The 16001-nt window shown below is 44.5% G+C and carries 8 protein-coding genes and 4 pseudogenes; 3 read left to right on the forward strand and 9 right to left on the reverse strand.

What is annotated here, in order from left to right:
* The 6 genes and pseudogenes from FYZ48_RS29310 to FYZ48_RS20230 form a co-directional block, all read right to left on the reverse strand.
* Positions 1-720, reverse strand: a pseudogene (locus FYZ48_RS29310) (hypothetical protein); the annotation flags it as partial.
* A gap of 297 nt (positions 721-1017) precedes the next feature.
* A pseudogene (locus FYZ48_RS29910) lies at positions 1018-1410 on the reverse strand (hypothetical protein); the annotation flags it as partial.
* A 141-nt stretch (positions 1411-1551) separates the two neighbouring features.
* Positions 1552-3009, reverse strand: coding sequence for a glycosyltransferase family 39 protein (locus FYZ48_RS20215; protein ID WP_187782131.1), 1458 nt, complete (start codon positions 3007-3009; stop codon positions 1552-1554).
* A gap of 474 nt (positions 3010-3483) precedes the next feature.
* Positions 3484-4572, reverse strand: a complete 1089-nt coding sequence (locus FYZ48_RS20220) for a DUF1559 family PulG-like putative transporter (protein WP_149343720.1) — start codon at positions 4570-4572, stop codon at positions 3484-3486.
* Positions 4562-5680, reverse strand: a complete 1119-nt coding sequence (locus FYZ48_RS20225; RefSeq protein ID WP_149343722.1) for a DUF4339 domain-containing protein — start codon at positions 5678-5680, stop codon at positions 4562-4564. Before FYZ48_RS20225 ends, FYZ48_RS20220 begins: the two co-directional genes overlap by 11 nt.
* A 201-nt stretch (positions 5681-5881) precedes the next feature.
* Positions 5882-6760 carry a carboxylesterase family protein gene (locus FYZ48_RS20230; protein ID WP_149343724.1) on the reverse strand — a complete coding sequence of 293 codons (879 nt, stop codon included), beginning with the start codon at positions 6758-6760 and terminating at the stop codon, positions 5882-5884.
* A 300-nt stretch (positions 6761-7060) separates the two neighbouring features.
* Between FYZ48_RS20230 and FYZ48_RS20235 the strand changes: the two genes are divergently transcribed.
* From FYZ48_RS20235 to FYZ48_RS20245, 3 genes and pseudogenes are all read left to right on the forward strand, one after another.
* Positions 7061-8302, forward strand: coding sequence for a DegT/DnrJ/EryC1/StrS family aminotransferase (locus FYZ48_RS20235; RefSeq protein WP_187782132.1), 1242 nt, complete (start codon positions 7061-7063; stop codon positions 8300-8302).
* 162 nt (positions 8303-8464) lie between these two features.
* Positions 8465-9557 (forward strand): annotated as a pseudogene (locus FYZ48_RS20240) (IS3 family transposase).
* Between the two features lie 238 nt (positions 9558-9795).
* A pseudogene (locus FYZ48_RS20245) lies at positions 9796-10669 on the forward strand (IS3 family transposase).
* Positions 10670-11906: 1237 nt separating this feature from the next.
* On the opposite strand, the gene FYZ48_RS20250 reads toward FYZ48_RS20245, so the two are convergent.
* From FYZ48_RS20250 to FYZ48_RS20260, 3 genes are all read right to left on the reverse strand, one after another.
* Positions 11907-13070 carry a hypothetical protein gene (locus tag FYZ48_RS20250; protein ID WP_149343728.1) on the reverse strand — a complete coding sequence of 388 codons (1164 nt, stop codon included), beginning with the start codon at positions 13068-13070 and terminating at the stop codon, positions 11907-11909.
* A 94-nt stretch (positions 13071-13164) separates the two neighbouring features.
* Positions 13165-13644, reverse strand: coding sequence for a DUF1573 domain-containing protein (locus FYZ48_RS29915; protein WP_149343731.1), 480 nt, complete (start codon positions 13642-13644; stop codon positions 13165-13167).
* Between the two features lie 61 nt (positions 13645-13705).
* On the reverse strand, positions 13706-15469 hold the full coding sequence (locus tag FYZ48_RS20260; protein WP_187782134.1) for an ArnT family glycosyltransferase: 1764 nt from the start codon (positions 15467-15469) through the stop codon (positions 13706-13708).
* Between the last annotated feature and the right edge of the window lie 532 nt (positions 15470-16001).

A 16001-nucleotide genomic window follows, 5' to 3' on the forward strand; every position in this document is an offset into this window, starting at 1 on the left:
CTGATCGGCGGCCTGTTGAATCGTTTGCCAGGTCTGGTGGGCCTGTTTTGCCAGGTCGGCGATCGGATCGGGAATCGCACCACGCGTTTCTCGTGAAAACAGACCTGGAAGGGTCTGGAACTCAGCGAAAGATAATTTTTTATTCCGATCAAAATCTACGACCTGAAAATTTCGATTTGCTGTTTTGAGATTTTGATTTGCCACTAATGTCAGATATTCTTCCCGACTCAGTTCCTGGTCCTGATCTTTGTCACAGGCTGCAAACGCTTTTTCAGGGGAAAGTTTCGCAGGGTCAATTTGAAAATCAAACTCGTTGATTTCCAGAAAACCGCTTTTGTTTCTATCCAGACGGGAAAATAGCTCCCAGGCCAAACCGATTAATTGAGGAGAAGCCTCAGTATAGAATTCCTGCCAGGAAAGCCGGGCATCATGATCCCTATCGCTACGACCATAAATTTGCAGGGTTACATAGCTGCAGCCTGTTGGTGAAAGTCGAAATTCTTGCAGGGAATATTTTCCGTCCCCATCTGCATCAAAGGCGGGTAATGTATGCGCCAGTCGCTGTTCTGTCGCACCATTAACACCGATTTTCAGCAATTCATTTTTGCTGAGTAATCCATCCAGATCTAAATCGCTTCGCAAAAAGTATGAGAACTCATCAATATAAGAGGTGTGAGAATTCTTCAGTTCACTCAGAGAGAGATTCTCATTCTGATCCAAATCTAGTTCCTGAAACAGCGCCAGAACTTTTTCTTCAGGCCAGCGAATGGAAGGGAGATATTCTTTTTTTGAGAGCTGCAGATCTTCATTTTTGTCGGTTCGTTTGAAATACGAGCGATACAAGACCCAGCCGTTCTCCGATCGCAACGGAGATCCATCGAGGTGCTTAATTCCGTAGGCAATATCCAGCAAGTGCTCTGCCTCTGCTGCTGACACCAGTCCGTTTTGATCCTGGTCCCAGACCTGTAGGGGGAGCGCAGCAAAAGCGGGCAACTTCTGCTCCATCACTTTTGAAGGCCATTCTTCAACAGACAATCGACCATCGGAGTCGGCATCTGCTGATTTCATAATCGATTGCCATTTCTTTTTGGCCGCAGCTGCCAGTTTCGTTACTGGATCGGGAACCGGCTTTCGCCCTGTAGCAGGCACTATGCCGGAGATGGTCTGGAATTCATCAAGCGAGAGTGAGTTATTGCCGTCAAAATCACTCACCCTAAAATCTCGTTTTGCCAGCGCCGGATTTTCTGGTTTTTGGCCAGACAGATACTCTTCCTGGTTCAGTTTTCCATCGTCGTTCCGGTCCCACTGCTTAAAAAGTTCAGCGGGTGCTGGTTTTAAAGGGGCGACGACTGGTTTCTTCGCTTCAAGGGGGGGAGGATCTGCAGCATGTCCCTGCCAGACGTTTAGCATCAGGGTAATAATCAGTATCAGTAATCGGGCTGTTTGCGGGAAGCCGCACTTCTGGAATGTCAGTAGGAGAGGCGAGAGGTCCGGATAGAAATATTTATTACACACAATTTTACCTCGATTTATCGCTGAAAGAGTATTGGTTCAAAGTTCAGTCTTTTTATCAGACATCTGGCTGAGTGCAGGCAGGTGTTCATATTGACGGACAACAATTTGTCCGTAGCGCCAGTCGTTAAATCGTTCTTCTGTTACGTCAATCCAGTCTTCAGGCATGATCACGCCTGGAGGATTCATTGATTTATTTGTGGCAAAAATAACCCAGGCCCGCGACTGGTCCAGGACAGATACATCTCCGGGAGTCAGGTGTTTCTCTCGCTCTACTACAGCAGTACCCGTTCCAAAAACAAAATCCCATTTGTCGGCAACTACATAGACGGGCTGACAATCATGCAGATAAGGACTGACTGCGACATAATCACGCGGACCATTTACGAATATGAGTTCGTCGCTCTCCCGTAATGCTTCGACGTAATGTACGGCTGCCTGAAAACTGGGGAGTTCGATGCGACTCGCTCGCCAGATCAACTGCTGAGTGAACTGCCAGCCAGCTCCAATTAGAACCGCCCCCAGTACACAGCGGGACAGCCAACGAGAGGGAATTCGAAACAGCAGAATCGTCAAGGCACAAAGGAAAAACACATGTGCAAACAGAAAATACCAGGAAGCTATCAGGCTTTTGGACCCCGATCCTAAAAGCAGAGCAAGGCCGAATGAGAGAAAGACAATCAGTGCCGGCAATCGCTCCGATTTTCGTCCAAGCAGTAATGTCACTATGGCAAGCACTGAAAATAAAATTGTTACAATTCGTGATCGCAACAACTCGGCGCTTGTGGGGTTCCACATCAAGCCGAACATTTCCGAAACGGAACGGGTAAAATGATCAATTCCTTGGGGACGTCCCCATTTTTGCTCAAGACCTCTCTGTCGTTGTAAAAGAAATTCATCCAGCCAGGGGAACCAGAGTACGGCAACGACCACAGATGCCAGAAGGGCATATTTCAGGAGCTGTTTTTTCTCGGCAAGATCGCAAGAGTCCCTCCGTAACGTGTTGAGAATACGTATGCCACTGTAGATTCCATGAGCGGCCAGAATGAAAAAACCGAAATAGTGCGTATAAATCAACCCAGCGGCCAGCAGTCCATAGAGAAGCCAGTCACGCACATGCGGTCGTGAAGAAGTGAGCGCCTGGAGTAAGGCCCATGTCGACCAGACACTGAAGGCGCCTCCCAAAGCATACATACGAACTGTCTGTGACCATTCAATCTGAAACGGACTTAGAGCAACCAACAAAGTTGCAAACAGGGCTGGTTGAATGGCGCGAGCATCATTGGGAGAACATTTCAGAACGTCTATTTCGATCTTGCGGACTAGAAAAAACGTGCCTGATATAGTTGCGATACCGGAAAGCACGCTTAGCAGACGAACACCTGCGGGGGAGTTTCCCACCAGCATCGTCCAAGCCTTGAGAAAGAAATAAAATAAAGGAGGGTGATTATCGCCAGCCGCTCGTTCCCATTGTTCAGACAGAGGATAAGTGGACATCTTCCAGCAGAAACATTCATCAAACCATAAACTAAGGTCCCCCAGACCGTAAACTCGCCCCCATGCACCAAGCATCACTATCAAAAGAAGGAGGCATTTCCACACAACTTGATCTATCTCAGTGGAGCACTGATTGGCCTGAAAGCAGTCTGGGGCTGGGGAAGAAGCAAATTTCATTTAATTTGATATTAATCTAAATACCCTGGTTTAAACTCCTTACCCTGAGAAAGGTTTGATTGAGTCGCCCCTGAGGAGTTATCACCAGTCACTTCTAGCTTTAAAAACTGATCTCATTTCTGAAAGCAGCTACTATATTCATATGGACACAGTGAATTATACATAAGAAACCTTGAATACATTTGACCATCACGACTGCTCAGATGCAAGTATTATCCTGCAAACTATTGTCATTTCTAGTGGTTAGAAGTGATGCCCAGGAAAGAGGGGAACAGCGTAGGATTGTAACTATCTGGTCTATTGTTCAAGAGAAGTTCCAGACAGAGATTGTCCCTGAGGGCTAGCTAATGATGCATAGACTTTGCCATCTATATTTTCGGAGAGGAATTCAAAATGCCCATCACAATAGCCGACATTTACTCCTCCGGCATGCAGAGAGTTTGGAAAAGGTGCCGCCCCCTCCGGTTGCTTCAGTCCTGCATTGATTGCGCTTGTGCCTGAGTTGGCACGATTGTAATCAACGTTCCCTGCTGAGCAGCTTCCATTCTGACAGGGGTTTCCGATGTAGAAACTTGTCAAAAACGGACTTGGAGACGCCCAGTTAGATGTGGGGCTGGCAGGATCATATCCAGTGCGAATATTTTCCGAAATCAACATCGTGTTTGAAGTCCCGTCAGTAATTCCAGCGATGGTGTAATGACGTTCGGCCCGCGTTTCCCCTTTCCAGGTCTCGTTATAAAAAAGCCCCATATGAAAAAACAGCTCTCGGTCTGAAGGGGTCCCATCTCCACTTGTAGAGGAGTTACATGTAATCCCATTGCCGTTGAGGTCCAGCTTACCGCTCTGCGGTCCTACCGGGCAATCATGTATGCCTGCGATTTCAGCAGTGAAGCCAATCCCACTATTTAATACGTATGATAAATTTCCCTGACCGGGAATCACGCTGAAATCATCGGGACAGGTGAGGACGGCAATATGAGTACTCGCCAGAGGGACATTGACGGGGTCTTTACAGGACAAATCAAAATCCCATGCTGTGAAAATATTTGATTGATCTAGATAGGGAAGTATATCGACAACCCAACTCCGATACTGGCCAAAGGTAGCAGGAGTGCCATCGCCGTAATAGCCACACGCGGGGAAGCGGTTTGCACTATCGGTTTCCTGCAGAATCGCCAGGCCTACATTTCGCATGTTATTCAGGCATTGTAACTGGCGCGCTGAACTTCGGGCAGTCTGAATTGCAGGAAGCGCCAGTGCAATTAAAATTCCAATGACAGCGGTCGCAACCAGTAATTCGATAATCGTAAAACCAGCTCTAAGCTGACCTGTTTCTGATAGAGATTCTGCTTTCCGTTGCCCAGGATATCGAAGTTTAGATTTCATCAGCTTGTGCCTCCAGCCACCAAGCGGCAATGTAGGCCAGAATGGCGACAAAGATTACAGAATCAACAAAGCACATCCAGTAAGTAAAACGCGAGCACTCACCGAGGAACGGAAAAATCAGCTTTGCTTCAACAGGTTTGCGTGAAGGGAAAATCATGTTTTTCTTCTCTGACCAATTCAATAAAAACAGCGCTGTGGTGTTCGCTGTAACCAACGCTGCTCCCAGCCTGTATCCGTGACGCAAATAAGGCGCTGCAATGTAGGCAAACAAAGGCACTAAAACGAGAGTCGCCAGAAATGAACAACCCGCATAAACGAGAAACAAAACTGGTGATGTCGACCCGACGAGCGGAAAATATAGTTGTCCTTGCCCCATCCAGTCCACAAATCCAAAGATTCCTAGACTTCCGCAGAGGATGATGGCGCAGGCAATCAAAATAGTTCGAAATGCGGGATGCTCTATAAAGGAGAAGCTGATCGCGGGAAGTAACTGGCGGGAAGGAGGAGCCTGTTCTTGTTTGGGAGCACGTGCATCGATGCGTTCGATAGCTGCGTTGACTGTTGTTGACCAGGTCTCTTCAGAGAAAGCGCCAGTATCAACGGCTTCATCTACATCCGCTGAGTCATTGACGACATCCACCGGCAAATCAAGGTCGGTGAAGGCCTCTGTTTTACTACTCGCAGGTGGATAGAGACTGACATTAATTTCGTGTTGGGAATCGAGGGGGACCGGAGGAATTTTACTGCTTCTCAATGCCAGCAGACGTCTCAGCCAGCCCGGACGTTCGAACTCCTGTTCCGGAACAGCATCGTCATTCTGGTCAGGCGCTTCAGGTTCTGCTAGAAACGAATCTAAATCATCTGCGCCAGCATATTCTGCATTATCATCCTCTTTTTCAGACGGAATAGTTGGCAGCGTTACCGGATCTTTACGCGACATATAAAACAGGCCGACGACAGAATCAGCACGCTGCCATTCATCCATATAGCTGGGACGTACCATTGTCTCAGGCAGCAATCGCTTCTCACGAACCATCTGAACCATCTCTCGGAAGAGGTAGGGCCCCAATTCTTCATCAGATTGTTTGTAGAACCATTCAGTCGCCATTTAATATTCACGCTTCGTATAGAAGATTAGTAAGAAGCTAAAAAATCAATTACGTTAACAGGCACTTATTCTAATCTCACATGGAAACTGCACAGCATGCAAGAATTTTTTAACAGATACGGGATCTGATAAAAAACGCTCGTTATGCATCTGTAATCTGCATAAGCCAGCAATGCTAAATTAGATATCTTCCTTTCGAAGTTACCTTTTCTCAGTTCGTTTTTTTTGCTTAAATAGCCATTCCAGCATTTTATCTGTCTGATTATACGTGATTGACCAACAATCATGCTTCACGTTGGGTAGTTCCTGATACTCAGGTCTTCCGCCATTCATTCTCAAAGTCTCTACCATTTTTCTAGACTCAGTTACTGGAACAACCTGATCAGCGTCTCCATGTACAACCCACACCGGAATGTGGGTGATCTTTTCGACGGACTTCGGGTCCCCTCCTCCACAGAGAGGTGATGCGGCAGCGAAGAGATCTGGATATCGAGCAAGCATACTCCAGGTGCCATATCCCCCCATTGAATAACCTGTAATGTAGATTCTGTTTGTGTCAATCGAGTGCTTCGCTGAAATATCTAAGATCAACTGATACACCAGATCCAGTAGTATTGTTTTTTCGTCTGCGGTTGATGTCGAATCAATTAGAACAGTTTCTGAGGACCAATCCATTTTTGGAGGACATTGAGGGGCCAGCAAAAAACAAGGATATTTTTCCTGTTCGTCTTCTGCTGCCAACCGCTGAGGTAGTGATTTTAATTGCGCTACATTATCGAAGCCTCTTTCTCCAGCACCATGCAGAAATACGATCAATGGGCATCCCCCCCCCTGTTTCCATTCCGTCGGGCAAAGAAGTCGCGACTTCACTAGAAACTGTTTTGAATAGCCGGGTACTGAAACTTGCCGAGAAATAATTTTGAATTTTTTAGCAAGGTCGGGGTCAACTCCTTTGGAAAGGATGAATATTCTTTCCTGATAATCGAAAAATGCCAAAACAATCAGATTGACTATAAGCCATCCAAGGAAAATCAAAATTACAGATCTTAATTTTCTTTGTCGAAAAACGTCTAATTTCATTTTTCAGGTCGTTACTGAAGCTCATTAGTCAATAGTGGCTCTTTAACTTAAAAAATCCAACACACATTTAATGGATCAGATCCTTGGAGAGAGCCAACGTCATCTCGTTTTAAGCCAAAGTTAAGATTCAATTAGAAATAAGATCTACTCCTTTTGGGGGCAGTTTCATCGTCTCTATTGATACTTAAAAATACTTAGGATATTTTAACAATTAATATCACTTATACCGATGTCTAGTCCAGAGTCAAGAGAAAGGTTCATTGGTTTACAATGACAGTAAACTCAGGTCCATTACTGAAAATGTTTGATTACAGTCTATCTGAACTTTCTACGGCACAACGATTAGCCATCCCATCACCAGATCCCCCCCTGGCTGAAGCTCATCTTCCTGAAGCAGATAGAAGCAGCACTCGCGAGTACATTCCCGTCTGTGAGCCAGATCTTGATCCAAGTGTCACCTACGATCTGCAGAAATGTGTAGACGAAAATTGGGTCTCTTCAGGAGGAAGATTTGTGACCGAGTTTGAAACACGGTTTGCGCAAATCATTGGAACCAAGCATTGCATTGCGACTTCATCGGGAACAACAGCATTGCAACTATTGTTAGCAGCGTGTGGTGTCTCAGGTGGAGACGAAGTCATCATCCCTGCATTTACGATGGTTGCAGTTGCCAGTGCTGTTGTACATCTGGGCGCACGACCTGTGTTTGTCGATTGTGCACCTGGTTCTGAGAACATTGACTTAGATGGTATCTTGAAAAAAATTACTGACCGCACTAAGGCAATCATTGTCGTTCATACTTATGGAAGACCTTTTGATGTCGGGACTCTTCAGTCTCACGTTGACAGGAATCGAATCGCTGTGATCGAAGATGCAGCGGAGTCGCATGGTGCAAAACTGAAAGGAAGAACGACTGGCTCGCTCGGATACGGGGGTGCATTCAGTTTCTACGCGAATAAGATTATCACAACAGGAGAAGGAGGAGCTGTCACAACAGACAATGACTCACTGGCTTCTGTATGCCGAACATTACGTGACCACGCCTTTTCCCTGGAAAGACACTTTTGGCATCGATATCGGGGATATAATTTTCGTATGACAAACCTTCAAGCTGCTGTAGGGGTTTCACAGTTGAAGCAGTTTGACAAATTACGTGAAGCAAGGAAACGGATTGCTGCAAGATATAGCGAAGCACTGGAAGGATTGGATGGCGTGATGTTACCTGTTGAAGATGAAGAGACTGAGCACGCTTTCTGGGTCTATTTTATTTGCATCGATTCCGATACTCTGACACGCGATGATGTTCGAGTTGGACTGGCAAATAATGGAATTGAAACACGTACTGCATTTATCCCGCTGCATCTTCAACCGGCATATCGCGAGTACAACGAGAAAAATGTTACTTTGCAGCATGCTGAGCATCTCTCAGCTACGGGGCTCTATCTCCCCTCTTCCGCTAAACTCACACCAATTGAGTTAGATTATATTTGTAAGAGTCTGCAGCAGATAATCAGAAGTCCGCTTAAATCACCCTCTAAGTGATCATGTTGGTATTGGGTGACCTTCTGGTCTGCTTTTCAAAAACTGGTCCAAATGTTATGAAGGTTCTTAGCGTCCTTTTGACGAGGAGAACTTTTGATAAACAAGCGAAGAAAACGTCACAACCCCGAGCAGATTGTCCGCAAGCTGCGTGATGCAGATGCGATGCTGAATGCCGGTAAAGATCTGGCATCCGTGCTGCAGATCCTGGAAGTCAGTGAATAGACTTATCTGCGCTGGCGGAATCAGTATGGCGGCATGAAATCGGAAGAAGCCAAGCGTCTCAAACAACTGGAAGACGAGAACAAGCGACTGAAAGAACTGGTCGCTGATCTGACTTTGGACAACAAGATGCTGAAATATATCTCGGAGGGAAACTGGTAAGCCCTTCCCGAAAACGAGCCGCCGTCAAAGCGATCCAGAATGAATTCCATGTCTCTGAGCGGAGAGCCTGTGTGGTTCTGGATCAGCCTCGTTCCACTCAGCGTTACCAGTCGAGCCCACGCAGTGATGAGTCGTCTCTGGTCAAACGCATGTATGAGCTGGTGCGGTCACGGCCCCGGTTCGGCTATCGCCGGATCTCCAGGCCACTGCAGCGGGAAGACTGGCAGGCCAGCTTCACTCGTGTGTACCGTTTATGGCGTCGGGAAGGGCTGAAAGTGCCTCAAAAGAAGAGAAAACCTCGCAGGACCGGTGACTCCCGTAATGGCTGTCTCCGGCTGCGGCCAGAACATAAAGATCATGTCTGGTGCTGGGATTTTGTGTTTGACCGAACCGCCTGGGCAGTTCCCTGAAGTGGTTTTCCATAGTCGATGAGTTCACCCGGGAATGTCTGGAATTAAAAGTAGATAGGAGCATTCGCAGCGAGGATGTGATTGATACTCTGGCTGAACTGTTTTCTTTCAGGGGAGTGCCGCAGTGCATCCGGAGTGACAATGGTCCGGAATTTGTCACCAGGGCAATTCAACGCTGGCTGAATCAACTGGAGATCAACTCGTTGTATATCGAGCCGGGAGCCCCTTGGGAAAACGGTTATGCGGAAAGTTTCAACAGTCGATTCCGGGATGAATTCCTGGCAGTTGAAGTGTTTGAGAGTCTGGGAACAGCCCGCAGCCTCACGGCTGCCTGGGAGGAAGATTACAACGGGCAACGCCCACACAGTTCGCTGGGATATGTTACCCCGGCAGAGTTTGCGAGTCGCTGTGCAGTTTCCAATCGGGCTGCGCCCTCATTCCAACTGCACAGCAAAATTACCTAACCCAACCTTCATAAGACCTGGTACAGGTTTTTAAGGCAGGTCAGGGCTGCGCCCTTATTCCAACTGCACAGCGAAATTACCTAAACCAACCTTCATAAGACCTGGTGGCATGCTCCCCTTAGCTTGATCCATTTGTTGTGAGGGTTCCCAATATACTTGACCTTCCCCCCGATTCCTGATCCATGCGGAATGCGAGAAATTTTGTTATCTTGTATTTTTCGTGGGAGGATCAGACAGCATGAAACGGAAACGATATTCGGAAGAGCAGTTTGCCTTTGCTTTGCGGTAGCATGAGTCCGGCACTGCGGTGGTGGAGATTGTCAGAAAGATGGGGATCACCGAACATACATTATTACCGCTGGAAGAAGAAATATGCCGGACTGAACGTCGCTGAAGTCCGCAGACTGAAGCATCTGGAAGAGGAAAACCGGAAGCTCAAACAACTTGTGGCTGACCTGAGTCTGGACAAGAGCATGCTCCAGGATGTTCTCAAAAAAAGCTGTGAGGCCCGCTCGCATGCGATCTTTTGCACAGGTGGTTGTGACGAAGGCCTACAGATGCGGATCAAAACACCTCGTCGGAACAAAAGCTGTGCCGTTTGTGGTGAGAGTTCTCCAGCCCGGTAGTCCAATGAAATGTGGAGTGTGGACTTCATGTCCGATCAGCTGTATTCTGGACGGAGATTTCAACTGCTGACTTTAGTTGATAACTTTAGCCGTGAGAGCCTGGCGATCCAGCGTCTGACCGGTGATGATGTTGTTCAGGTTCTGGAGCAGGTCACGCAGTAGCGTGGCGCCCATCCGGAAACGATTCGAGTCGACAACGGCCCTGAATTTATTTCGAAGAGTCTGGATTGGTGGGCTTACTGGAACCGAAAGAAACTTGACTTCAATCATCCGGGAAAGCCTACAGATAATGCGTTTATTGAATCCTTCAACGGTCGACTGCGACAGGAATGTCTGAACCAGCACTGGTTCCTGTCACTGGAAGACGCCCAGGAAAAACTAGATTCCTGGCGGAAGGATTACAACGAGCGGCGTCCCCACTGTGCATTGGGCAACAGGACGCCTCAGGAGTTTGCGAAATTTTCAGACCAGGCATGCCTGGTCTGAAAACCCTTGTTCACTCGCGTTCCAACTAGTACAAGGCTGGGGGCAAGGTCAATCCTTTAGGTCCCAACTACAAAGCTAAAAAACAAACTTCAAGGCTGAATACAAGAGACCATGACCCCCAATTGACGATAACTGTAGACCGGGTCACCATCCGGATCTAATAAAGGATTATCAAAATTAAAAGTACATATTGGGATGCCCCCCCCGTCATGACAATAGTAAGTTGCTGTGCATCCGAGGAGAGAGTATTCGCATCGTTGGCTTATGGCCCCCCCACCGATACACTGAGTAAGATAAAATTGGTACACTCCTGTGCCAAGACACTCATTAAGAGCATTAGGCGACTGGCAAGGTGTCTCTGTACCGCAAAGTTCAAAATCTCCAACTTCAGAAACAATTTCTGAATTACAAGGATCCAGAGCAAATGTTTGGGACTCTTCCAAATTTCCTGAGATGATACAAAAAATAAAGGAATAAACTACTGTTAGAAAAACACATTTGCTTAATCTCATTTTAAAAGAACCTTTGTTTCTTTGGAATTGACTCGAAACCTTGCTTATTTAAATATGAAGAGAATCCGTGATTCTGCATTAGTGATTTTATATTATTTTGTCTTAACATGAAGACTCAAGAGAATAAATACATAATTAATTATCATCGACTGCACATTTACTGTACTGCAGGACAAGAATTTATTGGAAGTCATCAGCTGATACGGATTATAAACAAATATGCCGTGCCTAGTACTACAAAATAATTAGCTCCGATTTGAATCTCACTGCTCTACACAAGAAACCATAACCCCCCGTCGAGCATAACTTGAGACTGGATCGCCTTCTGGATCCAATATGGGAGCATCAAAGTCTGGAGAACAAAAATTTGTATTTTCCCATGTTTTCGTGCAATAGTAAGACTTAGAACAGGCGACGAGCGCAAGTTCACAACGCTGGCTACTAGTACCTCCAGGAACACAGGAGTGTACTACTTCAGCCCAAACCGCGATACCAGTGCATGGGTGAAATACATCCGCAGTGCTTTCGCAAGGTACGGTATCAGTGCACCATTCTGGTAAAAGGTCATTGGTCTTTTCTGAGTTGCATGGATCAATAGCAAAAACCTTTTTATTTAGTTGATTGCTATGTAATATTAAAAAGAAACAAACTACCAGAATTAAACTTTTAAAAATGCTCATTTAGGGGGGGCTCCCAATTGTCATGATTGTGGATATGGGAATTAGTTATTGCTTTCGGCGAAAATGTGCGAAAGAGTAGATTGTTATTATAATGACTGCACAGCAAATATTAATAATCAAAAAAGTGGCAAACCATGTATTGTTTTTTTGGGGGGCCTCTATGTCTGAATATTTGCGTATTGTGAATGAGGAGTTATCGGGATTCAACAAATCTCTGCCGGTAGCTTGCCTTAATTTTTCATCATCAATTAACATTTGAATGCTATTATTTTTTAAAACGCGTCTTCCTTGTGGTAAGTCCAATGAAGCTATGTTGAAGTTTTCCAAGTCAGGCGGGGTTACAAAATCACACTCAATTACATTAAGAACTTCCCGGTATCCAACTTCTCCATCGGATCGAATCTCATAGATCACCTTATTCGGGAACCAAATTTTTTTTGGTCCATTCTTGTTTAGCACTGCCTCTTGTAAAGAATAAGTGATATTGGTTTCAATTATCATATCCTTATTAGATCTTCTTATCATAACAGGGACATTGCCTGCTGTTCCATCAGTAACAATTGTGGTTTGTATCCCATTTTCACCTGTGCATTCATATCTGTTAAGGGTGTGTTTATTTGCATTTGTGAATTGCTTAACTTGGTTTATTTTCAAACCTTCAGCCCACCCAATGGGGGGAGGCCTATTTGGTGGTGCAACCAATTTGCTAAGTGGAAATACTAAACCAAGAAATCTGAAATCAAAGGAGTCGGGACGAGTCGGGCCAATTTCTTTACTTCGATCCCCAGTTGCTAGTGTACCGTATATTGTCTTTCCACCTTGATCATGAAAAGCGCCATCATTATTGATTAAGGAGACAGTTCGACGATTCCAACGTGGATGACTTAGTTGAACTTCTTGCTTGAAGAAATCATTATCACTATTAAATTCAGTGCTAATTTCCTTAACAACATCTTGGTATGAATTTAATGTGATTTTGGCTACTTCGTATTTAACTGATACTTTTAAAGTGCCGTATTGAATCTGTTTTCTCATCTTGATAATGTCTTCCATCAAGATTTGAACTTTATCCTCTGCTGATGTGACATTACCAGAAATAAATAAGATTGCCGCAAAAAAAATTCCCGTTATTTGCCCTCGCGAAAAACTTGAAAGTTTCTGCGATGCAATGTTAGTGAAATAGTTCTTTAACAATGAATCAGTACTCATTTTTTTAGCTTTGTGTTCGAAATAGTACTTAGTTTGAATTCACTACGTTATTAGAATCTGGTACGAACCAAGCAAGGCTAAACCACTATTCCTGCTATTCGTAAGACCCAACTACAGAAACAATGACCATTTCGGCTTTCTCACTCTCGGCATCCTTGGATGCGACGTACATATAATGCTTAAAGTTACCCGAGTTAGATTCATTATTGTTACTGACGTCAACGGTGATTGTTATTGAGTTGCCAGGTAGTATTGGATCTTTCGGAGGGGATGCTGAGGTGCAACCACATGTAGTTTCAACACGGTCGATAATAATTGCTGAAGTGGATATGTTGGTTATTTTAATCTTACGTTTAATCGTGCTTCGGAGTGGAACTCGACCCGTTTCGACAGATGTTGGTACGACTTCAATTAGTTGTCGCTTAACCTCTGCAGGCAGAGTGTCGGTTAACTGCGAATCTTGTTGATCTCTTTGCCACATATACCCCATCCCAATAAGTGTACATGACCATATCACAACTAAGCCAACAATAATTATTCGAAATCTTCTTGGGACTGAGTTGTTGGTAGACATTTTTTAATTCGAACCATTCTTAAGAACTAAACACCATTTATTTTCAAAGGTGCCTATGAATTTATTGTGAGAATATAAAATGCGTGAAGCCAATCTTATCTATAGCTGTACTTTTCCACTGTCGTTGCTCAAACTCGAATGAAGTAGCATCATAATCTCGCTGCCCCCTGCGCAAATGAAATTCAATGAAACGATTTTTACTAATGATCAAATAGTCTTTTCGTGGATTATTATTATCATCTTGTCTATTGGTTTTATGTGGAATTATAAAGTTATTTTTTGTTGAAGTCTTAAGACCGAGATCTTCTGGGGCGTAATTAAGTACGTGTGAGAATATGAAGTAGGGATTGTGTTTTTCTTCGGGACTATCTAAAGGCTCTAGTTTATTTCTGATAAATAGCAGGTCTTGTCCCCAGTCTAAGTTACTACCTAAGAGATGTTTCCATCCATTCTCAGGACCACCAACTAATTCATTAAAGTAAGCCAGTTGATGTGGGTAATAATATAAAGTTGAAAAGATGGCCCAAATTGAGCAACTAATTAACAAAACTTTAGATACAAATAGCATAAGTGTACTCTTGACGTTTGTCAATGTGATAAATGCTCTGCTTATATATATTACTGCAAATCCGATTACTGGCAAAACGTATCTAAGGTGGGCATTTATTTCTGTTTGTGAACTAGCAAGAACCAACACTGTTAATGGGGGGGTCACAAGAATTAATTCTTCTCGAAATAATTGGAGCAAATCGGTCCGATACACTCGAAAAACCAAGGATATGATTAACAATAACCAAATACCCAAGGCTCCTTTCACAGCCAGTGCATATAAGTAATAATACCACCAGCCGCCATCTTTCCATTCGCCTCTTAGGTAATTTAATTGTTGGTAAGATTCGAAGTCTTTTTTCTGAACATCAATCCCACGGAAATAGTTTGAAGGGAGCGGTACAGGTATTTTCTCAAGAAAAGTTTTCCTAAAACGATTACCAGGCTCTCCTGATTTTTCATTCCCAGTAAATGCTGAGCTGACAAACTGATATTGACCTAATTCAGTCAAAGAACCTTCAAATCCATATGCAAGATTTAGTATATAAAGTGCTAATAGTTGGATCATAAGAAGTTGTGTCAACTGATTGATAAATTGTACTAAATGAGTGTTGGAGTGATTGGCTTTACATTCACAGACATTCCGATCTGTAAAAAACCAAAAAAACCAAAGAAGAGGCCAAAGAAGAAAAAGAATAATCCATGTGGTCTTGGCAAGTTCTGCAAATGCTAAGAATATGCCGGCACTAATTGCATTCTGCCATGTCGTTTTCTTGAGCCAATTCCAATAATAATATGTAGCAGCCATGCCAAATACAGTGGCAGCACAATCAGATGTAATCAACTCGGCGTGAGCCAGAATATTTGGCGAAAAGCACCATAAGGTTGCAGCAGCCAAACCAGCTGGTGAACCATAAAGGTCTTCGGAAAAGCGAAAAGCAACCCAGCAACCAAATATACTGATTGGAATACATGCCCAGCGTGCAATGGTAAACAACCAAATTGAACGCTCACCATTCGCTTTTATGAAATTGGCTCCCATTACAAACACAGGCCGTGATCCAGCATCATCATGAAAGCTTGACCAATCTGTTTCATATCCAGCAACTATCACCGGTAGGGCCGCGATTGCACGAGTAATCGGTGGGTTGACGCGATACAAATCAAAACGCCCGAACTCCCAATGGCTAAGCCCTGCTACCAAATGTGCTGGCTCATTAAGTGTGGGGCTATGCAAAGTAGCGCTATAACCAAGCATCCCTGCGTGAATCGTCATCAAAAGAAGCAAGCAAAACAATTTCCACCTGCACAGGGAGGCAACTATGAAAGATTTGGATGGGGTTATAATCATGATTATCTATTGGGTGGATTAGTCGAGCAAATTATGAAAAGTACATTTTTTCACAAATGGCTAGTTCGACTGTCCTAGATCCTTTTTCGCTCCAGACTCTTTGGTGGGAGCCTGTAATGCTGTTTCCAATGGTGTAGCCTTGCCTGATTCTCCACAAACATTGAAAATGGATAGTCATCGTGTTGAAATTTGGCATGGCCAAGTAACGGCACATCGTCGTACCCACGTAACTTTTATAAGCGTGGCTTCTCAAAGCATTGCCATTGCCTCGCCTCGATTGATCCTGGTGTTGACTAGAAAAACCGTTTCAATACTTCTGTGTCCTTTCGTTTCGTCGGTGTGTGGAGTTTTCAGGTCTCATCTGAATGGTACCGTCATTTTCCGAATTGTGCGCACGTTGGCCTATGACAGAAACAGATCTTCTGTAAAATTGTTTCTGTCTGGAGTTGGTCTATCT

It is taken from the genome of Gimesia chilikensis (genome assembly GCF_008329715.1).
Taxonomy (GTDB): Bacteria; Planctomycetota; Planctomycetia; order Planctomycetales; family Planctomycetaceae; genus Gimesia; species Gimesia chilikensis.

Bases quoted from the DNA above. Each gene is read 5' to 3' on its own strand.
- FYZ48_RS20215 (WP_187782131.1), bottom strand. From the start codon at position 3,009: ATGTCCACTTATCCTCTGTCTGAACAATGGGAACGAGCGGCTGGCGAT.
- FYZ48_RS20220 (WP_149343720.1), bottom strand. From the start codon at position 4,572: ATGAAATCTAAACTTCGATATCCTGGGCAACGGAAAGCAGAATCTCTA.
- FYZ48_RS20225 (WP_149343722.1), bottom strand. From the start codon at position 5,680: ATGGCGACTGAATGGTTCTACAAACAATCTGATGAAGAATTGGGGCCC.
- FYZ48_RS20230 (WP_149343724.1), bottom strand. From the start codon at position 6,760: ATGAAATTAGACGTTTTTCGACAAAGAAAATTAAGATCTGTAATTTTG.
- FYZ48_RS20235 (WP_187782132.1), top strand. From the start codon at position 7,061: ATGTTTGATTACAGTCTATCTGAACTTTCTACGGCACAACGATTAGCC.
- FYZ48_RS20250 (WP_149343728.1), bottom strand. From the start codon at position 13,070: ATGAGTACTGATTCATTGTTAAAGAACTATTTCACTAACATTGCATCG.
- FYZ48_RS29915 (WP_149343731.1), bottom strand. From the start codon at position 13,644: ATGTCTACCAACAACTCAGTCCCAAGAAGATTTCGAATAATTATTGTT.
- FYZ48_RS20260 (WP_187782134.1), bottom strand. From the start codon at position 15,469: ATGACGATTCACGCAGGGATGCTTGGTTATAGCGCTACTTTGCATAGC.